The sequence below is a fragment of the Stutzerimonas balearica DSM 6083 genome (assembly GCF_000818015.1).
Classification (GTDB): domain Bacteria; phylum Pseudomonadota; class Gammaproteobacteria; order Pseudomonadales; family Pseudomonadaceae; genus Stutzerimonas; species Stutzerimonas balearica.
In genome coordinates this window covers 2,059,108-2,084,545 of record NZ_CP007511.1, presented here as the reverse complement: position 1 = coordinate 2,084,545, position 25,438 = coordinate 2,059,108, and the positions used below count along the sequence as shown (strand labels likewise).

At 66.7% G+C, this 25,438-nt stretch carries 23 protein-coding genes; 12 read left to right on the top strand and 11 right to left on the bottom strand.

From position 1 onward, the window contains the following. Positions 1-20: 20 nt before the first annotated feature. Genes fdnG through fdhE form a run of 4 tightly spaced genes read left to right on the top strand, consistent with a single transcriptional unit; the run spans position 21 to position 5,674 of the window. Positions 21-3,086 carry a formate dehydrogenase-N subunit alpha gene (fdnG, locus tag CL52_RS09490; RefSeq protein WP_143008626.1) on the top strand — a complete coding sequence of 1,022 codons (3,066 nt, stop codon included), beginning with the start codon at positions 21-23 and terminating at the stop codon, positions 3,084-3,086. A gap of 13 nt (positions 3,087-3,099) precedes the next feature. Continuing rightward, positions 3,100-4,038, top strand: a complete 939-nt coding sequence (gene fdxH / locus CL52_RS09485; protein ID WP_041105463.1) for a formate dehydrogenase subunit beta — start codon at positions 3,100-3,102, stop codon at positions 4,036-4,038. Beyond that, positions 4,035-4,739, top strand: coding sequence for a formate dehydrogenase subunit gamma (locus CL52_RS09480; protein WP_043220150.1), 705 nt, complete (start codon positions 4,035-4,037; stop codon positions 4,737-4,739). The genes fdxH and CL52_RS09480 overlap by 4 nt, the downstream gene beginning before the upstream one ends. Then, positions 4,736-5,674: a formate dehydrogenase accessory protein FdhE gene (gene fdhE / locus CL52_RS09475; protein ID WP_043220148.1), complete on the top strand. Its 939-nt coding sequence runs from the start codon at positions 4,736-4,738 to the stop codon at positions 5,672-5,674. The genes CL52_RS09480 and fdhE overlap by 4 nt, the downstream gene beginning before the upstream one ends. A gap of 46 nt (positions 5,675-5,720) precedes the next feature. Here the strand turns inward: fdhE and CL52_RS09470 are convergent, their stop codons facing one another. The 5 genes from CL52_RS09470 to CL52_RS09450 all read right to left on the bottom strand — a co-directional run bounded on the left by CL52_RS09470 (position 5,721) and on the right by CL52_RS09450 (position 11,672). Then, positions 5,721-6,500, bottom strand: a complete 780-nt coding sequence (locus tag CL52_RS09470) for a helix-turn-helix domain-containing protein (protein WP_052264536.1) — start codon at positions 6,498-6,500, stop codon at positions 5,721-5,723. 128 nt (positions 6,501-6,628) lie between these two features. Beyond that, the gene (locus CL52_RS09465; protein WP_043220147.1) at positions 6,629-8,032 is read right to left on the bottom strand and encodes a DegQ family serine endoprotease; all 1,404 of its coding nucleotides are present in this window, start codon (positions 8,030-8,032) and stop codon (positions 6,629-6,631) included. 407 nt (positions 8,033-8,439) lie between these two features. After that, on the bottom strand, positions 8,440-9,624 hold the full coding sequence (locus CL52_RS09460) for an MFS transporter (protein WP_043220145.1): 1,185 nt from the start codon (positions 9,622-9,624) through the stop codon (positions 8,440-8,442). Between the two features lie 79 nt (positions 9,625-9,703). Then, complete coding sequence (locus tag CL52_RS09455) at positions 9,704-10,693, bottom strand: GlxA family transcriptional regulator (protein ID WP_043220142.1); 990 nt, start codon at positions 10,691-10,693, stop codon at positions 9,704-9,706. A 91-nt stretch (positions 10,694-10,784) separates the two neighbouring features. Beyond that, on the bottom strand, positions 10,785-11,672 hold the full coding sequence (locus CL52_RS09450; RefSeq protein WP_043220139.1) for a helix-turn-helix domain-containing protein: 888 nt from the start codon (positions 11,670-11,672) through the stop codon (positions 10,785-10,787). 148 nt (positions 11,673-11,820) lie between these two features. Between CL52_RS09450 and CL52_RS09445 the strand changes: the two genes are divergently transcribed. The 6 genes from CL52_RS09445 (at position 11,821) to CL52_RS09420 (ending at position 17,852) form a co-directional block, all read left to right on the top strand. Beyond that, positions 11,821-13,851, top strand: a complete 2,031-nt coding sequence (locus tag CL52_RS09445) for an FUSC family protein (RefSeq protein ID WP_052264535.1) — start codon at positions 11,821-11,823, stop codon at positions 13,849-13,851. Then, entirely contained in the window at positions 13,848-14,051 is a 204-nt protein-coding gene (locus CL52_RS09440; protein WP_041105456.1) for a DUF1656 domain-containing protein, read from the top strand. The genes CL52_RS09445 and CL52_RS09440 overlap by 4 nt, the downstream gene beginning before the upstream one ends. A 1-nt stretch (position 14,052) precedes the next feature. Further along, positions 14,053-14,958 carry an efflux RND transporter periplasmic adaptor subunit gene (locus tag CL52_RS09435; RefSeq protein ID WP_043220136.1) on the top strand — a complete coding sequence of 302 codons (906 nt, stop codon included), beginning with the start codon at positions 14,053-14,055 and terminating at the stop codon, positions 14,956-14,958. Beyond that, a complete protein-coding gene (locus CL52_RS09430) occupies positions 14,955-16,418 on the top strand; it encodes an efflux transporter outer membrane subunit (protein ID WP_043220133.1) in 1,464 nt (487 codons plus the stop codon). Before CL52_RS09435 ends, CL52_RS09430 begins: the two co-directional genes overlap by 4 nt. 44 nt (positions 16,419-16,462) lie before the next feature. Then, positions 16,463-17,425 (top strand): LysR family transcriptional regulator, encoded by a 963-nt coding sequence (locus CL52_RS09425; RefSeq protein WP_043220130.1) that lies wholly within the window; start codon positions 16,463-16,465, stop codon positions 17,423-17,425. A 199-nt stretch (positions 17,426-17,624) separates the two neighbouring features. Continuing rightward, positions 17,625-17,852: a DUF2790 domain-containing protein gene (locus tag CL52_RS09420; protein WP_043220128.1), complete on the top strand. Its 228-nt coding sequence runs from the start codon at positions 17,625-17,627 to the stop codon at positions 17,850-17,852. A gap of 40 nt (positions 17,853-17,892) precedes the next feature. Here the strand turns inward: CL52_RS09420 and CL52_RS09415 are convergent, their stop codons facing one another. The 3 genes from CL52_RS09415 to CL52_RS09405 form a co-directional block, all read right to left on the bottom strand. Further along, positions 17,893-18,942: a curlin associated repeat-containing protein gene (locus CL52_RS09415; protein WP_043220125.1), complete on the bottom strand. Its 1,050-nt coding sequence runs from the start codon at positions 18,940-18,942 to the stop codon at positions 17,893-17,895. A 167-nt stretch (positions 18,943-19,109) separates the two neighbouring features. Further along, complete coding sequence (ligD, locus tag CL52_RS09410) at positions 19,110-21,647, bottom strand: DNA ligase D (RefSeq protein ID WP_043220122.1); 2,538 nt, start codon at positions 21,645-21,647, stop codon at positions 19,110-19,112. A gap of 18 nt (positions 21,648-21,665) precedes the next feature. Then, complete coding sequence (locus CL52_RS09405; protein WP_041105581.1) at positions 21,666-21,965, bottom strand: hypothetical protein; 300 nt, start codon at positions 21,963-21,965, stop codon at positions 21,666-21,668. A 273-nt stretch (positions 21,966-22,238) separates the two neighbouring features. On the opposite strand from CL52_RS09405, the gene CL52_RS09400 reads away from it, so the two are divergent. Further along, a complete protein-coding gene (locus CL52_RS09400; protein WP_041105582.1) occupies positions 22,239-22,508 on the top strand; it encodes a DUF1652 domain-containing protein in 270 nt (89 codons plus the stop codon). A gap of 3 nt (positions 22,509-22,511) precedes the next feature. Here the strand turns inward: CL52_RS09400 and CL52_RS09395 are convergent, their stop codons facing one another. Both CL52_RS09395 and CL52_RS09390 read right to left on the bottom strand, forming a co-directional pair. Further along, positions 22,512-22,787, bottom strand: a complete 276-nt coding sequence (locus tag CL52_RS09395; RefSeq protein ID WP_041105583.1) for a DUF2061 domain-containing protein — start codon at positions 22,785-22,787, stop codon at positions 22,512-22,514. Between the two features lie 91 nt (positions 22,788-22,878). After that, positions 22,879-23,409, bottom strand: a complete 531-nt coding sequence (locus CL52_RS09390) for a ferritin-like domain-containing protein (protein WP_043220119.1) — start codon at positions 23,407-23,409, stop codon at positions 22,879-22,881. 197 nt (positions 23,410-23,606) lie between these two features. Here CL52_RS09390 and CL52_RS09385 point away from each other — a divergent pair, with 197 nt between their 5' ends. After that, complete coding sequence (locus CL52_RS09385; RefSeq protein ID WP_043223064.1) at positions 23,607-24,719, top strand: mechanosensitive ion channel family protein; 1,113 nt, start codon at positions 23,607-23,609, stop codon at positions 24,717-24,719. Positions 24,720-24,730: 11 nt separating this feature from the next. Here CL52_RS09385 and CL52_RS09380 read toward each other — a convergent pair whose 3' ends face one another. Beyond that, positions 24,731-25,231: a CinA family protein gene (locus CL52_RS09380; RefSeq protein WP_043220117.1), complete on the bottom strand. Its 501-nt coding sequence runs from the start codon at positions 25,229-25,231 to the stop codon at positions 24,731-24,733. Positions 25,232-25,438: the final 207 nt, after the last annotated feature.

The window sequence follows — 25,438 nt, the reverse complement described above, 5'->3', positions numbered from 1 at the left end:
AGAACAACGAGGAGAACGCCATGGCAGTCCGAGTTTCCCGACGCCAGTTCCTGAAGTTCGGCGCAGCCGGGCTGGGTGCATCGAGCATGGCCATGATGGGCTTTGCGCCGGACGAAGCGGTCGCTTCCGTGCGGCATTTCAAGCTCAGCGGGGCGCGCGCCACGCGCAACATCTGCACTTACTGCTCGGTCGGCTGCGGCATGCTGCTGTACTCACGAGGCGATGGCGCGATCAACGTGCGCGACGAGATCTACCACGTCGAGGGCGACCCGGACCATCCGGTCAGCCGCGGCTCGCTGTGCCCGCGCGGCGCCGGCGTGCTCGACTTCATCCACAGCGACTCGCGGGTGCGCTACCCGCAGGTACGCGAACCCGGCTCGAACGAGTGGAAGCGCATCTCCTGGGACGAGGCGCTCGGCCGCATCGCACGGCTGATGAAGGACGACCGCGACCGCAATTTCGAGACCCACGACGAGGAGGGCAGGCTGGTCAACCGCTGGATGACCACCTCGATGGTCGCGGCCTCGGCCTGCACCAACGAGACGGCCTACCTCACCCAGAAGATCACCCGGGCGCTGGGCATCCTGAAACTCGACAACCAGGCGCGCGTCTGACACGGACCGACGGTGGCAGGTCTTGCCCCTTCATTCGGTCGCGGTGCCATGACCAATTCCTGGGTCGACATCCGCAATGCCAACATCGTGCTGTCCATGGGCGGCAATTCGGCCGAGGCGCATCCGGTGGGCTTCCGCTGGGTCATGCACGCCAAGGAGCGCAGCGATGCGATCCTGATTTCCATCGATCCGCGCTACAACCGCACCACGGCGGTAGCGGACTACCACACCTGGATTCGCACCGGGACCGATATCGTCTTTCTCGGCGGGCTGATCAGTTACCTGATCGAGCAGGACCGCTACGCGCATGAATACGTGCGCAGCTATACCGATGCCGCGCACCTGGTGAAGGAAGGCTTCGGCTTCGAGGATGGCCTGTTCACCGGCTACGACGAAGTGCGCCATCAGTACGACAAGTCGAGCTGGAACTTCGACCTGGACGAGCAGGGTTTCGTCCGCCGCGATGAAACCCTGCAGCACCCACGCTGCGTGTTCCAGCTGATGCGCCGGCACTACAGCCGCTACAGCGTGGAAATGGTCGAGAAGGTCTGCGGCATCCCGCAGAAGACCGTGCTGCAGATCTGGGATCTGATCGCCGGGAGCGCCGCGCCGGACAAGACCATGACCATTCTCTACGCGCTCGGCTGGACGCAGCATTCGGTGGGCTCGCAGATCATTCGCACCGGCGCCATGGTCCAGCTGCTGCTGGGCAACATGGGCATGCCTGGCGGCGGGGTCAATGCGCTACGCGGACACTCCAACATCCAGGGGCTGACCGACATCGGCCTGCTGTCGAACCTCCTGCCCGGCTACATGGTGCTGCCCAACGCCAAGGCGCAGCGCTATGAGGACTACATCCAGCAGCGCGTGCGCGAGCCCTTGCTGCCGAACCAGGTGTCCTACTGGAAGTACTACGAGCGCTTCTTCGTCAGCATGATGAAGGCCTTCTACGGCGACGCCGCCAGGGCCGAGAACAACTGGTGCTACGACTGGCTGCCAAAGCTGTCCGAACCGCTCTATGACGTGCTCTACGCCGTCAACGACATGACCAACGGCAAGATGACCGGGGCCTTCTGTCAGGGCTTCAACATCCTCGCCGCGTTCCCGAACAAGGCGAAGGTGCTCGACGGGCTGTCCAAGCTCAAGTGGCTGGTGGTGATGGACCCGCTGGCCAACGAGACCGGCGAGTTCTGGAAGAACCACGGCGACTTCAATGACGTCGACCCGGCGCAGATCCAGACCGAGGTGTTCCGCCTGCCGACCACCTGCTTCGCCGAGGATGACGGCTCGATCACCAACAGCTCGCGCTGGCTGCAGTGGCACCACCGTGCCGCGCCGCCACCCGGCCTGGCGATGACCGACACCGGTATCCTCGCCGGCGTCTTCCGTCGCCTGCAGCGGCTCTATCAGGAGGAGGGCGGCGCCTTCCCCGAGCCGATCCTGAACCTCACCTGGAACTACAGCGACGAAGCGCACCCCTCGGCGGCCGAGCTGGCGCAGGAATACAACGGCCGCGCGCTGGCGGATGTCGAGGACCAGGGCCGCTTGGTCCGTCGCAAGGGCGAGCTGCTCAACGACTTCGGCGAGCTGCGCGCCGATGGCAGCACCTCGTGCGGCTGCTGGATCTACTCCGGCGCCTGGACCGAGCAGGGCAACATGATGGACCGGCGCGACAACTCCGACCCGTACGACATCGGCGTGACGCTCGGCTGGGCCTGGGCCTGGCCGCTCAACCGGCGAATCCTCTACAACCGCGCCTCGGCGCGCCCCGACGGTACACCCTGGGACCCGGCGCGGCGGCTGGTGTGGTGGAACGGTGAACGCTGGGTTGGCGCCGATGTGCCGGACTATCCGGTCACGGCGGCGCCCGAGCAGGGCGTCAAGCCGTTCATCCTCACCGAAAGCGGCACGGGGCATTTCTTCTCCAGCGAATGGCTGGGCGAAGGGCCATTCCCCGAGCACTACGAGCCGCTGGAGTCGCCCATCGACAACAACCCGCTGAGCCCGAACAACCCGCTGGCCTATCACAATCCGGTGGCGCGGGTATTCGCCGAGGACCGCGACAGCTTTGGCAGCAATCGCGACTTCCCCTACGCGGCGACCACCTGCCGGCTGACCGAGCACTTCCACTACTGGACGACGCATGTGCTGCTCAACTCGATCGTCCAGCCGGAGAAGTTCGTCGAGATCGGCGCGCAGCTGGCCGAGGAACTCGGCATCGCCGCCGGCGACAAGGTCCGGGTGCGCTCCAAGCGCGGCTACATCGATGCGGTGGCGGTGGTGACCAAGCGCCTGCGGCCGCTGACGATCGACGGGCGCACCGTGCACCAGGTCGGCATCCCCATTCACTGGGGTTTCACCGGCGTGGCGAAAAAGGCGCACCTGACCAACACCCTGACGCCCTTCGTTGGCGACGGGAACACCCAGACCCCTGAGTTCAAGTCGTTCCTGGTGAACGTCGAGAAGATTTGAGAGGAGGCGACGGATGCAAGGTAGCCAGATCAACCTGCAGAACATCATCGCCCGCTCGGCGACCACGACGCCTTCGCCGCATCTGCGCGAAGGTGGCGTGGAAAAGGTCACCAAGCTCATCGACGTGTCGGTGTGCATCGGCTGCAAGGCCTGCCAGGTCGCCTGCATGGAATGGAACGACCTGCGCGACGAGGTCGGCGAATGCGACGGCACCTACAACGCGCCGCAGGACCTGACCCCTTCGTCGTTCGAGGTGATGCGCTTTTCCGAGTACGAGAACGAGGCCGGCGACCTCGAGTGGCTGATCCGCAAGGACAATTGCATGCACTGCGCCGAGCCGGGCTGCCTGAAGGCCTGCCCGTCGCCGGGGGCGATCGTGCAGTACGCCAACGGCATCGTCGACTTCAACCAGGAGAACTGCATCGGCTGCGGCTACTGCGTGGCCGGTTGTCCGTTCAACATTCCGCGCATTTCGAAAAAGGACAACCGCGCCTACAAGTGCACGCTCTGCTCGGATCGCGTCTACCACGGGCTCGAACCGGCCTGCGTGAAGAGCTGCCCGACCTCGGCGATCATGTTCGGCACCAAGGACCAGATGCTCGACTACGGCGCCCACCGGGTCGAGAAGCTCAAGCAGCGCGGCTTCGACAATGCCGGCATCTACGACCCCGCCGGGGTCGGCGGCACCCATGTGGTCTACGTGTTGCACCACGCGGACAAACCGGAGATCTACAGCGGCCTGCCGAAGGACCCGCACATCAGCCCCATGGTCGAGGTCTGGAAGGGCATCACCAAGCCGGTGATGTCGGCCGTGCTCGGCGTTTCGGTGCTCGCCGGCTTCTTCCATTACATGACCAAGGGACCGAAGGAAGAGCCCGAGGACGATCCCGATGCAGAGCAGGCGGCGGCTGAGCGCGAGCGTGACCGCCGCGACGAGGAGCGGCGCCCATGAGCCATTCCAACGCACGCAAGGGCATCCTGCGTTATGGGCCCTGGTCGCGGGCCAATCACTGGATCATCGCGATCAGCTTCGTACTGCTCACGCTCAGCGGCCTGGCGCTGTTCTACCCGGCGTTCTTCTGGCTGACCGCGCTGTTTGGCGGGCCGCAGGCCACGCGCATCGTTCACCCCTTCATCGGGGTGTTCATGTGCCTGTTCTTCGTGATCCAGGCGGTGCGCTTCTTCAAAGCCAATCTGTTTCGCCGCCATGACGTGCAGTGGGCGCGGCAGATCGGCGACGTGCTGAACAATCGCGATGACCGACTGCCGCCGGTGGGGCAGAACAATGCCGGGCAGAAGCTTGTGTACTGGATCTTCCTGCTCTGCGTGCCCGCGCTGCTGGTGACCGGAATCATCATCTGGCAGCCGTACTTCGCCATGGCCATGCCACGCAACCTGTTGCGCTTCGCGGCGATGCTGCATGCCCTGGTCGCCTTTGTCGCCATCGTCACGCTGATGATCCACGTGTACTCGGCGATCTGGGTCAAGGGCTCGATTCGCGCGATGACCCGGGGGCGCGTAAGCCATGCCTGGGCCCGCCATCACCATTCGCTGTGGTACGAAGAGGTGATGCGCGGCGAGCGCCACGGCGGCGGCAGCGCGCTGCCGGGGCACGAACCTGACGACGAGAACATCAGGAGACGCCACACATGAGGCAGAAGGGAAGCCACGATTTTGGTAGCGCACCATCGGTGATCATGGAGCCACCGGAGGTCGTCCTGCCCGATGGCGAGGTCTTCGCACGACGCGCGGCGCGGCTGCGAGATCTGGTCATCCGCGTGCCGGCGCTCGACGAGTACCTGTCGTTCATGGCCCGCGTCGCCCAGGCCCAGCACCTGGCGCTGAGCGAGCGCAAGCTGGCCTGGCAGCCCCCCGCGGATGCCTTTGACGCCGCACTCGAACACGGCCTGCCACCGCTGGGCCACACAGCGCTGCGCCGCGATCTGGACTGGCGCACCGACCTTCAGACCATTCTCGAGAGCCTTGACCTGCATGCCGGGCAACGGCAGCGTCCACTGTTGCAGCAGCTGCGACAGCTCCCCGAGTCGACATTGGAAGCGCTCGCCGAGCGGGCGCTGGACGGTCGGGCTGCCGAGCCGGCGTTGCGCGGCCTGCAGCCCCTGGTTGCGGCGGCGCTGCAGGTCAGCTGGGTACGGCTTGCTGTCAACCTACCCAGGCCACCGGCGCGGCTGGCCGGCGAGGCCCGCACGCTCTGCCCATGCTGCGGGGCGGAGGCGGTGGTCAGCGTGGTGCACAACGAACAGCACCGTAGCGGCGTGCGCTACCTGCACTGTGGTTTGTGCTCGAGCCAGTGGCACCTGGAACGGCTGCGCTGCAGCCTGTGTGGCGAAGGCGCAAAGCTGCGCTATCTGGCTCTCGACGATGAGCACGGCAAGCCTTACCTGCCGGTCCAGGCCGAGGCCTGCGGGGACTGTCACGGCTATCGCAAGCTGATCGCCCGCGACCAGGACGGGCATGCCGAGCCGCTGGCCGATGACCTGGCCAGCCTGGCGCTAGACCTGGCGCTGGGGGAGGGTGGGGAGTATGCGCGCGGCGGGCTCAATCCGTTGTTGGTACTGGGCGACTGACCAGCAGAACCGGCTGCCCGTCCCGCCGCCGCGCGCGATGGCTGGTTCAGCTTGCCAGGGAGGCGCTGTCGGCCGGCCAGTTCTGCAGGCGCCGGGGCCGATACTGCAGCTGCTGGTGGAGCGCGTCCAGGTCCAGCAGATGCACCTCGCGACCGGTACATTCGAGAAGCCCGAGTTGCCGGTAGCGGGTGAACAGGCGGCTGATCGTCTCGGTCGTCAGGCCGAGGTAATTGCCGATCTCCGCACGGGTCATCGGGAGGTTGAGGTAGGCAGGGGAGAGCCCGCGCCGGCTCTGGCGTGCCGACATCTCGAGCAGAAATGCGAGCAGCCGCGGCCCGGCGGTCTCACGGTTGCTGCCCAGGTGCTCCTTTTCGCCCTGCAGCTCCCGGCTCAGCGAGCGCAGCAAGGTCATGCGCAGGTGCGCATCGGTCCCGGCCAGCAGTTCGAGCTGCGGCAGCGGAATCAGGCAGACGACGGAGGTTTCCAGAGCCACTGCATGGCTGGGGAAGTACCGATCGCTGAGCGCATCCAGGCCCAGCAGCTGGCCGGGCATGACGAAGCCGGTGATCAGCTCGCTGCCATCGGCACCGAACAGGTAGGTCTTGAACGCCCCGGATCGCACCGCATAGATCTGCTGCATCGGCTCGCCGGCATGGTAGAGGTGTTCGTTTCTCAACAAGCGGCGGTTGTGCTTGATGATGCCTTCCAGCGCCAGCATGGCCGCATCCTGCAGGCCGCTTGGCAGACAGCTCCTGCGCAGTGCGCAGTTGTGACACTTGTTGAGGTTCACCGGCTGGCTTCGCGCAGCGGTATCGGTGTTCTGCATGTCTAGCTCCTTGGGAGTCTTTGCATAGCGACTCACCGCTAAATCTAGAGCAGAAATCGCACCGCGCCATGATCAGAGTGCTGAAAAGCAGAAGGCCCGCGGTGTTCGCGGGCCTAGTGGGGGGAGTATCAGTTCGGCAGGCGGAAGGTGATGAAGCTCGCGCGGCCCTGACGCACTACGCGCATCGACACCGAGCGATTCTTTGGCAGGTCCGCCACAACCTTGCTGAAGGTCTTCACCGAGTTGATCGCCTGGTTGTTCAGGTGCGTGATGACGTCACCCGGACGCAGGCCGATCATCGCCGCCGGACCGTTCTGCAGCTCGCGGATGATCACCCCGGACTCGATCTCCAGGCCCTGCTTCTGCTCAGCCGACAGCTCGGCCACGGTCACACCCAGGCGGTTGCTGCTGGCTGCCGCGCCGCTGCCGTCCTCGATGCCCGCCAGGCTCTCGTCATCGGGCATGGCGCCGACCTTGATCTCCAGCTTCTTGCGCTCACCGTTGCGCACTACCTGGAAGGTCGCCTCGGTTCCCGGCTTGAGCGCACCGACCAGATGCGGCAGGTCGGCCGACATGATGATCGGCTTGCCGTCCATGCTGACGATGACGTCACCGACCTGCAGGCCACCCTTGGCAGCCGGGCTGCCGTCCATGACCTGAGCGACGAGGGCGCCGGCCGGACGCTCGAGGCCGAAGGAGTCGGCGAGGTCCTTGTTCACTTCCTGGATCGATACACCCAGCCAGCCACGGCTGACCTTGCCGCTGGTGCGCAGCTGGTTGGCCACATCCATGGCGACGTCGATCGGGATGGCGAATGACAGCCCCATGAAGCCGCCCGAACGGGTGAAGATCTGCGAGTTGATGCCGACGACTTCACCCTCGAGGTTGAACAGCGGCCCACCGGAGTTGCCGGGGTTGATCGCCACGTCGGTCTGGATGAAGGGCACATAGCTCTCGCCGGGCAGGCTGCGGCCGGTGGCGCTGACGACACCCGCGGTCACCGTGTGGTCGAAACCGAAGGGCGAGCCGATCGCCACCACCCATTCGCCGGCCTTGAGGTCGTCGGACTTACCAACCTTGACCGTCGGCAGGTCGTCGGCATCGATCTTCAGCAGCGCCACGTCGGTACGCGGGTCGGCACCGACCAGCTTGGCTTCGAGCTCGCTGCGATCGGGCAGGCGCACCATGATCTCGTCGGCGTCGGCCACCACGTGGTTGTTGGTCAGCACATAACCGTCATCGGAAATGATGAAACCCGAGCCGAGCGACTGCGCCTCGCGCGGCTGGTCCTGTCCCGGCGGAAAGCCGCGGCGGAAGAACTCGCGGAACGGCGGCGGAATGTCTTCCAGGTCGGGCATCTGCATGGCAGGCCCGCGAGCCGGCCGGGTCTGCTTGGTGCTGATATTGACGACCGCAGGCGACGCCTGTTCGACCAGCGGCGTGAAGTCTGGCAACTGGGCATGAGCGGCGAATGCCTGGCCGAGCAGGACAATGCCGGCGGTGATTCCCAGCAGTTTCTTTTGAAGGCACATGGGCTTCGTGTTCTCCCTTGTGAAGCATGGATGTCGGGCGTGTCTGTTCGACAGCGAGCCAACGTGGATTGCATGGCGACGACACACAATCTACGCCAGCGAAGGTCAAATTCGTGTGATGCGGATGTAAAGGGAAAGTAAGCATCGCACCAGACGTGGCGCGGCATAGCGCCCGAACACGGAGGATAGGCCAATCGGGCCAGAGAAAGGGAGATGGGCTTTGGTGGCGGTTGCCATGCGCAGCGACAGCCAAGCGAATACGTGATTTAACATAATATAGATTATGCGAAGTTAGACATGCGGAGGTCAGGCCGAGTCATCCGGCTTTCGACCTGCCGACATCTCCGGCACCTCGGCCGTGCCGTGAAATCCACCGCACGGCGGAGACGATCGCCATCGATATTCGCTTACGCCACTGCGCGCTGCTGTGCCTGCCGGCCACGGATCTGCAGCGCCAGCACCCAGATGATCAATGGCAGCACGCCCAGATTGACCGCACTCCAGCCGACGCTGGCGATCAGCGCCCCCGAGGCGAATGACATGGCCGTCGCTGCGCCGCCGTTGAGCAGTTCCATCAGGCCCTGTGCGCTGGCGCGCTCGCTCGCGTCGTGACCGCTGCCGAGCAAGGTCGTCCCGGCGACCAGCATCAGATTCCAGGCCACCCCCAGCAGACAGCTGCTCAACAGAAAGGCGCCGTGTTCGTTGCCACTCAGGGCAACCAGCGCACTGGCCGCCATGGTCACGGCGCCGATTACCGCGACCCGACGCCCGCCCAGGCGGTCGATCAGCGGGCCGGCGACGAAAGCCGGCAGGAACATGCCCAGCACGTGCCAACGAATCACCTCGGCACTGGCCTCGACGCTCATGCCGTGGCCATGCATCGCCAGCGGTGTTGCGTTCATTACCAGGATCATCAGGCCATGACCCACCGCGGTGGTCACGATCGCGGCACGCACGGCTGGTCGTTTGAGCAGTTCCCGGTAGCCTGGCGCGGCGCCCGTCGCGCTTGGTGCCTGGCCTCGGCTCGGCTCGGCAAGCCCGGCCAGCACCAGCAGGCCCAACACGGCGAGCATCGCCAACAACAGGTAGCTGGCCACGAACGGCGTCGCCAGTACGCCCTGGCTGAAGCCAGCGAGCCCCGGCGCGCACAGCGCCGCCAGCACCCCGCCACTGATCACCCAGGCCGTAGCACGGCCCCGAAACGCCTCGGGCACCGCCTCGACGGCGGCGAAGCGATAGAACATGGCCGACGCCTGGTAGATACCGAACACCAACATGCTCAGGCAGAACAGAACGAAGCTGCTCAGCTGCAAGGCCAGCGCCGCAGCCAAGCCGGCGCCAATACCGGCGAGCGAGCCCAGCATGAAGCCGAGCCGACGCCCGCGACGCTGCATCAGCCGCGCCAGGGGCTGGACGCTCGCCAGGTAACCCAGCGCCATCAGGCCCAGCGGCAAGGTCGCCAACGTTGCCGTTCCGGCCAGCTCAAGGCCGGCCACGGCGTTCAGAATGACGCCCATGATCGCGCAGGACCAGTACAGCGCCTGAGCCAGGAACAACCGCGCCAAGGGCGCCTTCTCGAATGACACACGCATTGCAGAGCCTCGCTTTATGAGGCGCGAACGAAGCCTTCGGCCAGCCGGGGCAGCCGTTGGGTTCATCGCGCGGGAAGTGTCAGCCGAATCGTTCGGCCAGTTCGCTCGGGCTTACCGAGAGCCGTTTCTGGAAGGTTCGCCGCAGGTTTTCCGGGTGGCCGAAGCCGGTCAGGCGTGCGGTCGTCGCCACCGACGCCTGGCCATCGAGCAACAGATTGCGAGCCGCCTCGAGGCGAACCTGCTCGACATAGCGGCCAGGGCCCATGCCGACTTCCTGCTTGAACAGCCGACAGAGCGTGCGTGGCGTCATGTGCGCCTGAAACGCCAGCGCCTCGATCGACAGGTCGTCGGCAAGGTGCGCCGGAATCCACTCCAGCAGCCGCGCCAGCCGCTGCACCCGGCCCGCCGATGGTGTCAGCAACGGGCTGAACTGCGCCTGGCCACCGGGCCTGCGCAGGAACATCACCAGGCGCTGGGCAACTGCCAGGGCCAAGGGTCGCCCGAGATCGGCCTCGACCAGGGCCAGGGCCAGGTCGATGCCGGCGGTGACGCCCGCTGAGGTGAACAGATGGCTGGCCTGCGCATCCTCGGGATCGAAGGTATGCAATCGGTCGCCCTGCACCTCTACGTCGGCAAAGCGCTGCAGGCTCGGCACATCAGCCCAGTGCGTGGTCGCCCGGTGCCCTTGCAGCAAGCCGGCCTCGGCCAGCAGCAACGCGCCGGAACACACCGAGCCAAGCCGGCGCACCTCGCCTTCGGCCCGACGCAGCCAGGCGAGCAGCGCCGGGTTCTGCCGCTGCACGACCACGCCCTGCCCACCCGGAACCAGCAGCGTATCCAGCTCGGCAGGCGCCAGGTCGTGCCAGCAGGCATCGACGCCCAGGCGTATGCCGCAGGAGCTCGCCACAGGCTCGAGCGATTCGCCCAGCAGCAGCGGCTGATAGACGGCCACCCTGCCCTGGCGCTGCAGTTCGACGTTGGCTGAAGCGAACACCTGAACCGGGCCGGTCACGTCCAGGCTCATGACGTCGGGAAAGACCAGGCAGGCAATCTTACGTTGGGTGCTCATCGGCGGGGCTCCAGGCGATTCAGCCTGCAGTCTGCGCGCGGGTAGCGGCGGCAGCAATGACAAGCACCCCACAGATCTTGCCAGCGTGTACTCAGTCCGCTGTGCCCAGGAACGCGGCGCGGAATGCGCTGGGTGTGACTCCCGCCTGTTTGCGAAAGAAACGGCTGAAATAGGCCGCGTCGGCAAAGCCGAGATCACGGGCGATCTGCTGCACGTCGAGATCGGTGTAGGCCAGCTGCCGCTGCGCCTCGCGCGCCAGTCGCTCGTTGACGATCGCCAGCGGCGCTTCGCCGGTTTCTTCGCGGCAGGCACGGCCGAGGGTCACCGCGGTAACGCCAAGCGCCTCGCAGTAGCGGCCGAGCGTCCAGTGGCGACGGAACTGGGCGTCGACCAACTCGCGGAACTGCGCGACCAGTGCGGCGCGCCGGCCGCTCGGGCGCCGGGGCGGCGTCGCCGGTTCGGCCAGGTCGGCGATCTTCGCCAGCAGCGTTACCAGCAGAGCCTGCCCCGCCGCCAGTTCGACGCCCTCCCCGGCGCTCACTTCGCGCTCGAGCAGCTCGAACAGTGGCCAGATAGGCTCCTGGCCATCCGCCGGCCACGGCAGGGTCAGCACGCGCGGTTGCCCGAGCAAGGCGAGCAGGCGCGGCGAAAGGATGCGTGCAATCGACTCGAGCGGCCGCTGCGCCGCGGTAATCACCGGCCCGTCGGTGTCGGCCGAATAGCTGAAGGCATGCACCGTCCGCTGTGGCAGCAGGATCACGCAGGGGGCACTGAACGACAGCCGGCTGTTTTCCAGCGACACCTCGCCCTCGCCGCGGCGGATGTAGATCAGCTGCAGCAGGCTGTCATGCCAGTGCGGCGAAATTTCGCGCAAATCGCTGGCCCGCCCCTGGTTGATCCATTCCAGATGCAGCAGGTCCTGCCAGGTCGGCAGCGCGGCCTCGCCATAGAGCGCGTAATTGGGAATGCGTTTTTTCATCGTAGGCCTGGCTGGCGGCAAATCTTTTCGATTCGTCCTGATGCTTGATCAATTTGTCCTGTCGACTTGGCGTTAAATGTAACCACTTGTGTGTGCCTGTGTCGCCCCGTCACTCCCTCCGGCGGCACCTTCGACAGAACAGAATCCCATGACTATGCCGACCTGGCGCGAATGGCTGTTTTCAGCCAAGGCGCTGCTTGCGGCGTTGCTGGCGCTCTACATCGCGCTGGCCATACCGCTGGACAACCCCTACTGGGCGATGGCCTCCGTATATGTGGTCTCGCACCCGCTTTCCGGCGCGACGCGCTCGAAGGCGCTGTACCGTGCGCTAGGCACCCTGCTTGGCGCAGCGGCCTCGGTGGCGATCATTCCGACCTTTGCTCAGCAGCCGCTGATGATGAGCCTGGCGATGTCCGCCTGGATCGGCGCCCTGCTCTTTCTCTCGCTGCTCGACCGCACGCCGCGCAGCTATATCTTCATGCTGGCCGCCTACACGGTGCCGCTGATCAGCCTCAGCGAGGTCAACCATCCCGCTACCCTGTTCGACGTGGCCCTGGCGCGCTCCGAGGAGATCCTGCTCGGCATCGTCTGCGCCAGCCTGGTCAACGCGGTGGTCTTTCCCAGCCGCATAGCCCCCATCCTTGGCGCGCGGATGGACCGGCTGCTCGCCGACGGCCGCGAAGTGGCCGCCCGCCTGCTCGCGTCCAAGGCACTCGATGCCGCCGACCAGGCCACGCTCAACCGCCTGCTGGTGGATGTGATGGGGCTCGATGGCATGATCGTGCAGCTGAGTTACGACAGCAGCAGCCACTTGCCGGCCCGCCATGCACGCGACTTTCGCGCCCGCATGGCCATGCTGATTCCACAGCTGGTCTCGCTGGGCGACGCGCTGCAGGCGATGCGACGGGAACTCCCGCAACCCTTGCCGGAACTGGCGGAGTACCTGCAGCAGGTGGCGCTTTGGATCGACGGCTCGGCTTTGCAGGTCAGCGGCCGTCAGCTGCAGGAGCGCAGCCGGCAGCTGGAGGTCTGGCTGGCCGACGAGCATCCGCGCCAGGCCTTGGCGATCGAAAGCGCACTGCGCCAGCTGCGCGCCCTGATCGATCTCTGGCAGGACAGCATCGACCTGCGCCAGAGCTTTGCCGAAGGCCACCCCGAGCGTTCGCCCGTGCTGCATTACCGTGTCGAGCAACTGGTCGGCGGCCCGCGCTACTACGATCACGGCCTGCTCGCCTTCAGCGCGGCCTCGGTTGCACTCGGCGTGTTCCTGCTCTGCGTGCTGTGGTTTCTGTCCGGCTGGGAGCACGGCTACGCCGCGGTATTCATCGCGGCCGTGGCCAGCTGCTTCTTTGCCGGCCAGGACAACCCGGCGCCGTTCATCCGCTCGTTTCTGGTCGCCACGCTGATCTCCACGCTCGCCGCGGCGACCTATCTGTTCGCGCTGATGCCCAACGTGCAGGACTTCGGCAGCCTGGCCGCGCTCTTCGCCGTACCGCTGCTGTTGCTCGGCACGCTGGCCGGCCGCCCGCAATATGCCGGCACGGTGGTGCTGCTGGCGGTGCAGACGATCTCGACCATTACCATCCAGGACAGCTACCGGGCCGACTTCCCGCTGTTCGCCGACATGGCGCTGTCCACCGCCAGCGGCGTGGTTTTCGCGCTGATCTGGGTGCGTCTGACTCGCCCGTTCGGCATGCTCTGGGCCGTGCAGCGCCTGGCCCGCGAAGGCTGGCCCAGCCTTGCCGAGCTGACCGAAGGCCGCCGCCATGATTTCACCCGGGTGGTGTCGCGAGTGATCGACCGCGTCAGCCAGCTGCTGCCTCGCATCGCCCAGCTGGATGACGGTGGCCAGGCCTTTGGCGACGCGATCCAGGAGCTGCGCATCTGCTTCCGCCTGCTGGAGTTGCAGCAGGCCCGCCCGCACACCGAAGGCGCGCTCGAGGCGCTGTTCGGCCAGTTGGGCGACCATTTCCAGGCCTGCGCCAGGGCCCGGCGGCAGCTGCCGTTGCCGGCGGGGCTGGCCCTGACCCTCGACCGCACACTCGACGGCCTGCAGCAGCAGCCGATGCGCAGCGCCCGCCAGGCCGCTCGCGCCCTGCACGGCCTGCGCCTGGCGCTGCAGGCACCGAATCACCCCGGCGGCAATGCCCTGCCGCTGACCGCGGGAGCCAGCGCATGACCGGTCACCTGGATCTCTATGGCGTCTACGTGCCGCTGCTGCTGGTCGCGATGCTGGCGACCTATGCGCTCAACAGCCTGCTCACGGCCGGTCTCCGGCGCCTGGGCTTCTACCGCTGGGTCTGGCACCCGCCTCTGTTCAACCTGGCGCTCTACCTCGTGCTCCTGGGCGGCCTGTTCAACCTGATACCGCGGAGCTGACATGAAGAAATGGTTATCCGGCGCCGGCTCGGTGCTGCTCACCCTCACGCTGGTGGCCGCAGCGGGATTGGTCTGCGTTCACCTGTGGGACTACTACATGGAGTCGCCCTGGACCCGCGACGGCCACGTGCATGCCGACATCGTTCAGGTCGCCCCGGACGTTTCCGGCCTGGTGACGACGCTCAAGGTGCGCGACAACCAGAGGGTCAGCCGTGGCCAGGTGCTGTTCGTCATCGACCGCGCCCGCTTCGAGCTGGCGGTCGCCGAAGCCGAGGCCGCCGTGCTCGAGCGCCGTGCCCAGCTCGAGCAGGCGCAGCGCGAAGCCCGTCGCAACCGCGTGCTCAAGGACCTTATCGCCGCCGAAACGCTGGAAATCGGCGACACCCAGGTCAAGCGTGCCGAGGCCGCGCTGGCGACCGCCGAGGCAACCCTTGGCGTGGCGCGGCTGGATCTGGAGCGGACAACGGTGCGCAGCCCCGTGGACGGCTATCTCAGCGACCAGACGATGCGCGTCGGCGACTACGTGAAAACCGGCGTTCCCGTGCTCTCGATCGTCGACACCGCCTCGCTGCGGGTCGAAGGCTACTTCGAGGAAACCAAGCTGCACGCGATCGAGATCGGCCAGCCGGTGGACATCCGCATCATGGGTGAATCGCAGCACCTGCGCGGTCACGTGCAGAGCATCGCCGCCGGCATCGAGGACCGTGATCGTGCGCGTGGCAATTCGCTGCTGCCGAACATCGACCCGAGCTTCAACTGGGTGCGGCTCGCCCAGCGCATTCCGGTGCGTGTGGTGCTCGAGGAGGGTCAGCAGAGCGACATACGCCTGGTGGTCGGGCGGACCGCGACACTGTCGGTATTGCCCTGGCCGTCGGGCGCCGCCCAGGCAGAGGTCGCCGCGCAATGAGCGGCGCCGCGCAGAGGTTGCGCCACGGCGCGCTCGCGGTGGCCGTCGGCATGCTCACGGCGTGCGCAGCCGTAGGCCCCGACTACCGCGTACCGGATCAGGCGGTGATCAAGCGCGACAGCGCCGGCGCAGCGTTCGACCTGGAGGACAACCCGAAGACCGTCGTCGCGCCGCTGCCGGCGGACTGGTGGAAGCTCTACGACGATCCGCTGCTCGACCAGCTGGTCGGCCAGGCGCTGCAGCAGAACACCGATGTGCGCCTGGCCTATCACAACCTGCGCCAGGCCTTCGAGAGCTACCAGATGGCCCACCATGCGCAGGAAGTGGAGATCGACGGCGAGGCGTCCGCGGCACGCGGCCAGCTGTCGAGCGAGGCCCTGGCGCTGCAGGAAAAACTGCCGGTGATGAACCTCGCCGACGTCGGCCTGGCGGTGAGCTACCAGCTTGACCTGTTCGGCAAGCTGCGGCGCGCCGCCGAATCCGCCGCAGCGACGGCCGAAGCCGGGCAGGCCGCGCTCGATGCCGCGCGCATCACCGTCGTCGCCCAGGTGGTGCGCAGCTACATGAATGCCTGCCATGCCAGCCACGAGTTGGCCATCGCCGCCGATTCGCTGGACATCCAGACCCGCCAGTTCGAGGTCGCCCGGCGCCTGCTCGAAGGCGGCCGCGGAACGCAGGTAGACGTCTCGCGCGCGAGCGCCCAGGTCGAAGCGCTGCGTGCCGAGCTGCCGCCGCTCGAAACGAAGAAGGCGGCGGCCCTCTACCGGCTCGCCGCCCTGCTCGGCCGCACCCCCGGCGAATTGCCGACCGCCGTCGCCGCCTGCAGCCAGGCGCCGCAGCCGGGCCAGCCGATTCCGGTCGGCGACGGCGCCGCGCTGCTCAAACGGCGTCCGGATGTGCGGGCGGCCGAGCGCCAGCTGGCTGCGGCGACCGCCGATATCGGCGTGGCCACGGCGATGATGTACCCGGAGATCAGCCTCGGCGGCGACGCCGGCTTCACCGGCATGCTCGAGCATATCGGTGACCCGATCACCCGGCGCTGGACCTTTGGCCCACGCATCGCCTGGCACATCCCTACGCGCGTCGACCGCGCCCGCGTGCGTGCCATGCAGGCCGGCGCCGATGCCGCGCTGGCCCGCTTCGACGGCGTGGTGCTCGAAGCGCTGCGCGAAACCCAGACACTGCTCGCCCGCTACGCCAACGACCTGCAGCGCAACCAGGCGCTGCGCGACTCGCGGGACGCCGCGCGCGACGCGGCCCGCTACAACCGGCGGCTGTATCAGGAGGGCCGCCTGGACTATCTGGCCAGCCTCGACAGCGAGCGCACGCTGGCCGCCACCGAAACCGCGCTAGCACGCTCGGACGCTGAGCTGTCGGAGGATCAGGTCGCGCTGTTCCTCGCCCTGGGCGGCGGTTGGCAGAACAGCGAACCCGGCCCGGCACCCGCGGTCAGCCACTGAGAGCGCGCGCCGAGCGTCGGCGTTTACGCCAGAGGTAACAATCGATGGACCTGATGCACGCCATGCGGACCTTTGTCCGGGTCGTCGATGCCGGCTCGTTCACCGCCGCCGCCGAGCAGTGCGGCATGTCGACCGCACAAGTGTCGCGGCTGGTCTCGGAGCTGGAAAACCACCTGCAGGCCAGGCTGCTGCACCGCACCACACGGCGCCTGGCCCTGAGCGAAGCCGGCTCGCGCTATGTCGAGCGCTGCCGGCAGATCCTCGCCCAGCTCGAGCAGGCCGAGCTGGAGGCCGGCTGTGCGCGCATCGAGCCACGCGGCCGCCTGCGCGTGCACTCGATCACCGGGCTCGGCATCCAGCTGCTGGCACCGCTGGCCGGTCGCTATGCCGAGCGTTACCCGGAGGTGGAGCTCGACCTGACGCTGTCCCAGCATCGCCCCGACCTGCTGCAGGACGGGCTCGACGTGGTCATCACCCTGCGCCATGAGCTGCAGGACTCCGAGCTGATCGCGCAACGCCTGGGCGACGTGGTGCAGGTGCTGTGCGCCGCGCCCGCCTACCTGGCCAGGTACGGCGTACCCCGCGAGCCGAGCGAGCTCGCCGCGCATCGCTGCCTGCGCCTGGCCGACCCGTCGCTGGGCGACGCCTGGCATTTTCTCGGCACGGACGGCGAGCGGGTGTTCGAGCCTGGCGAGCGCTTCAAGGTCAATGTCGCCGAAGCCATGGTCAACGCGGCGCAGACCGGCATGGGCATCTGCCAGCTGCCTGATTACGTGGCCGCGCCCGCTCTGCAACGCGGCGGCCTGGTTCGCCTGCTGCCCGAGCACCGCCTGCAGGCCAAGGCGATCTACGCGCTGTACCCATCACGGCGCTTTCTCGATGCGAAGATCAAGACCTGGGTCGACTTCCTCCGCCAGGCGTTGCCCGAGGCGATGCAGGCCTACCACAGCGTGCTCGAAGACCGGGCGTACTGGGCCGATTGTTACCTCCCACGCAACGGTGCTTGAACCGGCGCGCGGTTTTTCCGCACCCCGCCGGGCCCTAAGCTATCCGGCATGACAGGCAGCGGCCGTACCGTCACGCTGCCCCGTTCCATGAATCGCTCCTTTGGTGAACGGCACGTCATCCTGGCTGCCCGCGCGGCAGCCTTTTTTAATTCCATGCCGGGTGAGCGGCTTCGCCTGTCCGGCGTTCGAGGAGATCGATATGAAATGGCTTGCACACGTGGCGATCATCACCCTGTTCACCACCCCCGCCTGGGCGCAGGAACCCGCCCGGCAAGCCCCGCCGGCGGACATCGCCAAGGTGGTTTCCATCGAGGTGCCGGCCGGCGGCTGCGCGGTGGTCGAAGCGAAGATGACCTACCTCGATTCGCAGGGGCAGCCACACAGCGTCACCTACCTGCGCCAGGGCAGCGACTGCTTCGACCATTGAGCGAGGCGGCCGTCTCCAGCCACCTCGCCGGCCACCGGACCTAGCGCTGCGTCACCGTCGCGCTGTTGCCCGTGCCGTTCTGCACGATGGTCGCGCTCGGCGGCTGCAGGGCGAACCCGGTCACCTGGTTCAGCACCGCAACGTTGGCATCGCCGGTCTGGCTGATCGACGCGGTGCCGTAGGCCGCTTCCTGCACCACGTCGATTTCATTGGCCGAGCCGTTCTGCGCGATGTCCAGCGTCGGCCCATCGTAGCCCTGCTCGACATTCACACGGTTGTCGTTGCCGACCGAACTGCCGCGGACCGTGCCGCTGCGCGTGCTCTGCTGCACGACCAGGGCGTTGCCGACACCGTCCTGGCTGAAGGCAACCGTACTGAACCCCGACCATTGCTCGACACGGGCAGCATTCGCTTCGCCGCGCTGATCGAGCCGCACCTCGCCGGTGTAGTAACGCCCGCCGACCTGGCGCACCGCTGCCTGGTTCTGCGTGCCGTCCTGGTTGATGTAGACCGAACCGCCGTAGGCCGGCGTTTCCTGATAGACGGCGATGCGGTTGGCATCGCCCAGTTGGCGGAGCGTCGCCGAGCCACCGCCGTTCTGCGTGACCTCGATGAGGTTATCGTCGCCCTGTGAGGACGCGTCCAGCGAGTTCACGTAGTAGAACTGGTCGATGCGCTGCACGTTGCGAGCGCCCTCCTGGTACAGCACTGCCCCCGAGCCGTTGCCGCCGGTCTGCGTCAGTTCGATGACATTCGCGCTACCCACCTGCTCGACCGCGGCGCTGTGCACGTAATCCAGGTTGGCCTGGTAGATGCTGGCCTGGTTCAGGTCGCCGGTCTGGATGATCTGCGCCTGGTTCTCGACACCGAACTGGTTGGTCGTCGCCTCGTTGCCGTTGCCGGTCTGCACCACCCGTGAACGGTTCAGTACGCCGTCCTGGGTCTGGCTCGCCGAATTACCCGTGCCGCCTCCCTGCTCGAGAATGATTTCGTTGTCGGTGCCGGTCTGGTCCACCGCGACCTGAGCCAGCGCCAGGCTTGGCAAGGCGCCAAGAAGAAGGCAGATATACAGCGGTTTGCGTGGAAACATGCAGAGCACTCCTTTGATTCTCTTTTTGGGCCGACGTCATGCTGGCCTTGGCCTGGCGCTCCGCTCGCCGAAACAGCTCCGTGATCCGGCCGATTGTTCGCTGCGCTTGGCCGGCTTGTGTATCGCCCTCGCGGTGCAGGCAGCCCCCCATCCGGACGGATGGCGGCTTAATCCTTCATGCCGAGTCGCTCGCGCATCTCGGCGCTGATCTGCTGCTCGCTGTTCCAGAACCCTTCCCAGGGGTCTTCGCGCCCCAGTTCTTCCAGCCGCGGCAGTAGATTGCGCACCGTCCAGGCGTTGGCCCCGCGCAGTTCCGGCAGTTCCTCGCGCGCGATGGGCACCGACACCGGCAAGCCTTCACGCGCGCGAACGGAAAATGCTGCGACCGTGCTCGCACCCTGGCTGTTGCGCAGGTAGTCGATGAAGATCTTGCCGATCCGGTTCTTCGGTCCGCTGACGGCAGAGAAATGCTGCGGCAGCAGCTTGGCCAGGTAGCGCGCCACGGCCTGGCTGAAGGCCTTGACCTCCGCCCAGCCATGCACCGGGCGCAAGGGCACCAGAATGTGCATGCCCTTGCCGCCACTGGTCTTTAGATAGGACTCCAGGCCAATCTCGTCGAGCAGCGTCTGGGTCAGCTGGGTCGCTTCGAGCATGCGCTTCCACGGCAGCGCCGGGTCCGGGTCGAGGTCGAGGACGAAGCGGTCCGGGTGGTCCAGCGCCGGCGCCTTGGCATTCCAGGTATGCAATTCGACCGTGCCCATCTGCGCGGCGCCGACCAGCGCCTTGGCACTCTCGATCACCAGCAGCGGCGCATGCTCGGGGTACAGCGATGGATCGAGCTGGGTGATGTGCGGAATGCTCAGCTTGTCGGCGTGCTTCTGGAAGAACAGCTCGCCGTCGATGCCTTCCGGCGCGCGCACCAGTGCCAGCGGCCGCCGTTGCAGGTGCGGCAGGGCCCAGGGCGCCACTTCGGCGTAGAAGCGCGCGAGTTCGAGCTTGGTCGCGCCGATCGCCGGGTCGATGACCCGCTCCGGGTTGCTGATGCGCACGCGCGTGGCTGCCAGCGCATCGCTGGTGCCCTGCCGCGCGGGCGCCGTGCGGGCGACCTCACGGGTGATCGCCTTGGCCGGCTTGTCCGAGCGCAGCCCATGGAACACCGAATGCCGCACCACGCCCTGGCGCGTCATCTCGGCGTAGGCCACTTCGCACATCAGCTGCGGTTCGAGCCAGTGCGCCCCGCGCACATCCGCGGCCGGCGGCGCCTTGGCCAGCGGCGAGCGTTCGGTTTCCAGCGGCCGCATCTTGGCGTGCAGGCTTTTCAGCGTCGCCTGATTGAAGCCGGTGCCGACCTTGCCGGCGTACTGCAGCTTGCCGTCATCGTCATGCAGACCCAGCAGCAGCGCCCCGAAACCGCTGCGCGCGCCCTTGGGTTCGGTATAACCGACGATGATGAATTCCTGCCGATTCTTGCACTTGATCTTCACCCAGCTGTTGCTGCGGCGGGACACGTAGCTGCTCCCCGCACGCTTGCCGATCAACCCTTCCAGACGCATTTGGCAGGCGCTCTCGAGAATGCTCTCGGGTTGCTCGCTGAAGTCGGCGGAAAACCGCAGCAGCTCGCTGTCGCTGCGCTCGAGCAACCGGGCCAGCAGCGCTCGGCGCTCTTCGACCGGCACCTGGCGCAGGTCGTGGCCGTCCAGATAGGGCGCATCGAACAGGTAGTAGAGGATGCTGCCGCTGCGCCCGGCCTCGAACGCGTTCTGCAGCGCCTGGAAGTCGGGTGCGCCCTCCTCGCCCAGCACCACCACCTCGCCGTCCAGCCAGGCCGAATCCAGCCCGAGCCCGGCCAGCGCTTCGGCCTGCCGCGGCATCTTCGCCGTCCAGTCGTGGCCATTACGGGTGAACAGCTGCACCCGCTCGCCCTCGATACGCGCCAAGAGGCGGTAGCCGTCGAACTTGATCTCGTAGCGCCAGTCGCCCTCGGGCACGGATTCGACGAGCGTCGCCAGCTGCGGCTTGAAACTCGCCGGCAGTTCGGCGGGCACGGCGCCCTCCGGCAGCGCTGGCGCGGCCGCCTTGCTCTTGCGCCGGCCTGTCCCCTTGCTGGGGGGCGCCGCCGCAGGCTTGGCCGCACCGCGGCGACGGGGAATCAGCGTGCGCTCGCTGAGCACGCTGTCAGGCTGCTCGGCGACGATGTCGTACTCGCTTTGCGGCCTTGCCTGCTCGTCGTTGGACTTGATCAGGAACCACTGCTCCTTGTCGCCCTGCATGTGCGTGCGCACCAGATTCCACACGCCGGCGAGCTTTTCGCCCTGCAGTTCAAACTTGAGCTTGCCCTTGCGATAGGCCTCGGCGGCGTCGCCCTGTGGAATCCAGATACCGCGATCCCAGACGATCACCTCCCCGGCGCCATAGTGCCCGTCCGGGATGCGCCCCTCGAAGGTGGCGTAATCCAGCGGATGGTCTTCGACGTGCACCGCCAGCCGCCGGACCTTGGGGTCCAGGCTCGGCCCCTTGGGAATCGCCCAGCTCTTTAGCGTCCCATCGAGTTCCAGGCGGAAGTCGTAGTGCAGGCGCGTCGCGTCATGCTTCTGCACGCAGAACTGCAGCGCCCGCGCCTTGGCACGCCCGGTGCGACGCGGCGTTCCGCTGGGCTCGGGGGTCGCGGCGAAGTCACGCCTGCGGTTGTATTCTTCCAGTGGCATCTTGCACCTCGGCGACGATCATTCGACGGAACCGGACGAGGTCGACTCGTCATGCGGGCCGCCCTGGTCGTCATGGCGTGTCGAGCGCTCCGAGGCCTCGGCGTCCGCGCCGGCGCCGCTGCGCACCGGCTTGCCGTCCTCGGTGACGACTCGCCCCTGGTCGTCGCGATGGGTTTCCACCTCCTGCTGCGGCGTCGGATTGCCCATCGGGCTCGGGCGCGAGCCCTGGTCATCGCGCGGCGTGCCGGCCGGCCATTGGGCCGCGGCGGAAAGCGCCACCAGTGCGGTGAGCGCAAACGTCAGAACGACGCGATTCATGCAACCTCCTCAGCACGACCGTTACGCGGCTGTCATCTTTGACTGGTATCGGTTGTGACAGCGGATCCGCGTTGCGCTCGAAGGCCAACTGACCAATGGTCGCCGCGTGAAGCGCCGGAATACGGCCACTCGGCGATCCGGGCGAATGCTGTGACAAAGTTGGCGTTTACATCTGTCACGAGGGTGCTAGGGTTCATCTTCGTGGTCCGCCCTCAACGATGCGCTGTCAGTCCTGCGCATGGCCCAGTCACCTCCCAGCAAAAGGAGGCCCCCATGAGCACTCGGCTACCTTTGTTCAAGATCGAAGCGATCCTGCATGACCACCTGCAGCCCTACCGCTGCGAATGCCAGCCGCAATCGGACAGCTCGATGACCGTGCGCCTTTACGGCGACCAGGCCGATCGCGAGGAACTGACCGTGCTCGGCATCCGCTACGACCAGTGCCGCGATGCGGCCAACCTGGTGCGCCTGGCCCAGGAGCTGCGCATCGAGCTCTACGCCACGCGCAGCGAACTGCCGGCCGAGCCCGCGGCGCTCGACTGAGCGTCAGCGGCGCAGCGAAGCACCGCGCGGCCCCGAGCGGCGCAGGAATCTGGCGAACAGGTCGTGCCCATAACTGTGGCTTCGCGTGCTCCGGCGATGACCGAGCCGCTGCCAGGCACGTTCGTGCAAGTAGAAAACGAAGGTATTGACGACCGGCTCGATCAGTGCGGCCGCGCCGCTGATGGCGAAGTTGCCGGTCAATGCGTAGACCACCACGAACGCGGTCAGAAAGTGCAGGATCGCGAAGGTGAAGGTCTTGAGCAGGGGTCGTTGTTTCATGAAGGTCCGCCACGCCCGCCGCCCCTGCCCGGGGGCGGCGGCGTTCACAGTGGGCCGGCCTCGGCTGCGGTTCCCTGCGGCCGGCAGATGATCAGCGCTTGGCTTCGACGTCAGGCGTCGCAGCGCGGGTCAGGTAGGCCTGGGTCAGCTGCGGCAGGTGCTGGCGCAGCCATTCGGCCATGGCGACTTCCTCCTCGAGGATGCGCTTGCAGACCTGCTGGGTCTCGGTGTCGCCCACGGCCTGGGCCGCGGCGATGAGAATGGTGTACGAGGCGATCTCCAGGTTCTCGAACACGTAACCCATCTGCGCGCCCTTGACGATCTCGTCATTGACCATCATGCCGCCCATGGCCTGCCCCATCGCCATCATCTTGCCGCCCATGTCCTTGAAGCCGGAGTACGACTTGTCGTAGCGACGCAGGCAGCCTTCGATCAGCTTGGCCTGGTTCTGGGTCTCGACGATGTGCTGTTCGATCCTCGCCTTGAGGTCGGGGTAGTTCTCGATCCGGCTCGCCTGCTTGTTGAGCATGGTTTCGGCCTGGGCCTCCATCGCATGCGCATCGCGCAGCCATTCGATCAGTCGCTCCACTCGTACATCGTTGCCGGTCTGGGCGCTTTGCATGGTGTCGTCTCCTATGCTTGAAAGCTCGAAGGGCAGGTTCGCCCACCTGTCAGGTGTGAGGGCTGACCGGCGAGGCAAGTTCCAGCCACCCGACTGGCTGCACCCTGGTGGTTGCGCCTGAACTTTGCCGACCCGGCCCAGTCACTGGGCACACGTCCATGCAACGGGGGTTTCCCATCGAACTGCCGGCTTTCTTCCTGCAATGGGAGAACTACATCACCCAACCCGGGCTGCGTACCCTGGCCATGGCGGCGAGCGTGCTGCTGGTGTTCAGCCTGTTCGGGCGGCTGCTGACCGCCGTCACGTTGCGCCTGGCACGCGGTTTTCTGCTGACCCGGGAACTGGCCGAGCATCTGGAGCGCCCGGTGCGCGTCCTGCTTCCGCTGCTCGGCCTGCAGGGCGTCTGGCATGCGGCACCGGACGACCTGCCCCTGATCGCCTTCGCCCGCCACCTGACCAGCCTGCTGATCATCACCTGCGTCACCTGGCTGGCGCTGCGCGTGCTGCGCAGCCTGCAGCAGGTCATCGTGATCAGCAATCCGGTGGACGTCGCCGACAACCTGCGCGCCCGGCAGATCCAGACGCAGTCGCGCGTACTGCTGCGCACATTGAGCCTGTTCATCGTGCTGATCGGCGCCGCGGCGATGCTGATGACCTTTCCCTCGGCGCGCCAGTTCGGCACCAGCCTGCTGGCGTCCGCCGGCCTGGCCGGCCTTGCGGTGGGCTTTGCCGCGCGCCCGGTACTGGCGAACCTGATCGCCGGGCTGCAGATCGCCATTACCCAGCCCATCCGCCTGGACGACGTCGTCATCGTCGAGAACGAGTGGGGCCGCATCGAAGAGATCACCGGCACCTACGTGGTGGTGCGCATCTGGGACGACCGCCGGCTGGTGGTGCCGCTGCAGTATTTCATCGAGCAGCCGTTCCAGAACTGGACGCGGCGCAGTTCCAACCTGATCGGCTCGGTGTTCATCTGGGTCGACTACTCGCTGCCGCTCGAACCCGTGCGCGAGGAACTGCGCCGGCTGTGCAAGGAGGTACCGGAGCTGTGGGACGGCCGGGTCTGCGTGCTGCAGATCACCGACACCAGCGAAAAGGCCATCCAGCTGCGCGTGCTGGTCAGCTCACCGGACTCCTCGCGCAACTGGGACCTGCGCTGCCACATCCGCGAGAACCTGGTGGGCTTCATCCAGCGCCAATACCCGCATGCCCTGCCACAGCTGCGCGCCGACCTGGCGGTGGCGCGGCGACACCCGACCGACAAGGAGCCGCCGAGCACGCTCGAGCCCGAGCGCCAGCCGCCGGTCTGAGCGACTGCGCCTCAGGGCTGCCCGGCGAGCTTGCGCTCCAGCTGCGCGAGGCGCTCGGGAATCTGCATCAGGCCGTGGCGTGCGGCCTGCTTGCGAATCTCCACCCGGTCACCGTCGAAGCGCACCGTCTCGCTGACCACCACCTGACGTTCACCGCGCATCAGCGCCCAGGCATAGCACTGGGTGCCGCCCTCGTCCTCCTGGGCATCGTCGGCGACACCGGTGTTGGCCACCGCGATCATGGCGCCGCTGGCGTTGAGCGCCCCGACGGCCATCTCCGTCGCGACTTCCTCGCTGGTCAGGCCGAACTGCTCGATCGTTTCGAAGCTCACGCCCAGCAGGCGGTTCTTGGCTTTGGGTGAATACACCACGAAACCGCTGTCCAGCACCTGCCCGCACCCGGGCAGGTCGCCGAGCAGCGACGCCATCAGGCCGCAGGTACAGGATTCGGCGGTGGAGAGAGTCAGCTCCCTGCGCTGCAGGAGCCGGAGTACGTCTTCGATGTTCTGCATGGTGCGGCCCTTTATGCCAAATCGTTATCCGACGCGGTTTCGAATCGGTTTGTCCCTGGCGAGTTCCTGTCCTTTACTTTTCCAAATGAGCCAGAACTTATGCCGGGCCGCCCGGTCTGGTTCTTCTAGCGGGGCCGGAGAAGCCCAGCTGTCCCCAGGCGTTCTGCCTGTGGGCGCGATAACAATCCATTTCCTGCGTGTTCATGG

Coding starts and splice junctions, on each gene's coding strand:
- fdxH (WP_041105463.1), top strand. CDS start 3,100: ATGCAAGGTAGCCAGATCAACCTGCAGAACATCATCGCCCGCTCGGCG.
- CL52_RS09480 (WP_043220150.1), top strand. CDS start 4,035: ATGAGCCATTCCAACGCACGCAAGGGCATCCTGCGTTATGGGCCCTGG.
- fdhE (WP_043220148.1), top strand. CDS start 4,736: ATGAGGCAGAAGGGAAGCCACGATTTTGGTAGCGCACCATCGGTGATC.
- CL52_RS09470 (WP_052264536.1), bottom strand. CDS start 6,500: ATGCAGAACACCGATACCGCTGCGCGAAGCCAGCCGGTGAACCTCAAC.
- CL52_RS09465 (WP_043220147.1), bottom strand. CDS start 8,032: ATGTGCCTTCAAAAGAAACTGCTGGGAATCACCGCCGGCATTGTCCTG.
- CL52_RS09460 (WP_043220145.1), bottom strand. CDS start 9,624: ATGCGTGTGTCATTCGAGAAGGCGCCCTTGGCGCGGTTGTTCCTGGCT.
- CL52_RS09455 (WP_043220142.1), bottom strand. CDS start 10,693: ATGAGCACCCAACGTAAGATTGCCTGCCTGGTCTTTCCCGACGTCATG.
- CL52_RS09450 (WP_043220139.1), bottom strand. CDS start 11,672: ATGAAAAAACGCATTCCCAATTACGCGCTCTATGGCGAGGCCGCGCTG.
- CL52_RS09445 (WP_052264535.1), top strand. CDS start 11,821: ATGACTATGCCGACCTGGCGCGAATGGCTGTTTTCAGCCAAGGCGCTG.
- CL52_RS09440 (WP_041105456.1), top strand. CDS start 13,848: ATGACCGGTCACCTGGATCTCTATGGCGTCTACGTGCCGCTGCTGCTG.
- CL52_RS09435 (WP_043220136.1), top strand. CDS start 14,053: ATGAAGAAATGGTTATCCGGCGCCGGCTCGGTGCTGCTCACCCTCACG.
- CL52_RS09430 (WP_043220133.1), top strand. CDS start 14,955: ATGAGCGGCGCCGCGCAGAGGTTGCGCCACGGCGCGCTCGCGGTGGCC.
- CL52_RS09425 (WP_043220130.1), top strand. CDS start 16,463: ATGGACCTGATGCACGCCATGCGGACCTTTGTCCGGGTCGTCGATGCC.
- CL52_RS09420 (WP_043220128.1), top strand. CDS start 17,625: ATGAAATGGCTTGCACACGTGGCGATCATCACCCTGTTCACCACCCCC.
- CL52_RS09415 (WP_043220125.1), bottom strand. CDS start 18,942: ATGTTTCCACGCAAACCGCTGTATATCTGCCTTCTTCTTGGCGCCTTG.
- ligD (WP_043220122.1), bottom strand. CDS start 21,647: ATGCCACTGGAAGAATACAACCGCAGGCGTGACTTCGCCGCGACCCCC.
- CL52_RS09405 (WP_041105581.1), bottom strand. CDS start 21,965: ATGAATCGCGTCGTTCTGACGTTTGCGCTCACCGCACTGGTGGCGCTT.
- CL52_RS09400 (WP_041105582.1), top strand. CDS start 22,239: ATGAGCACTCGGCTACCTTTGTTCAAGATCGAAGCGATCCTGCATGAC.
- CL52_RS09395 (WP_041105583.1), bottom strand. CDS start 22,787: ATGAAACAACGACCCCTGCTCAAGACCTTCACCTTCGCGATCCTGCAC.
- CL52_RS09390 (WP_043220119.1), bottom strand. CDS start 23,409: ATGCAAAGCGCCCAGACCGGCAACGATGTACGAGTGGAGCGACTGATC.
- CL52_RS09380 (WP_043220117.1), bottom strand. CDS start 25,231: ATGCAGAACATCGAAGACGTACTCCGGCTCCTGCAGCGCAGGGAGCTG.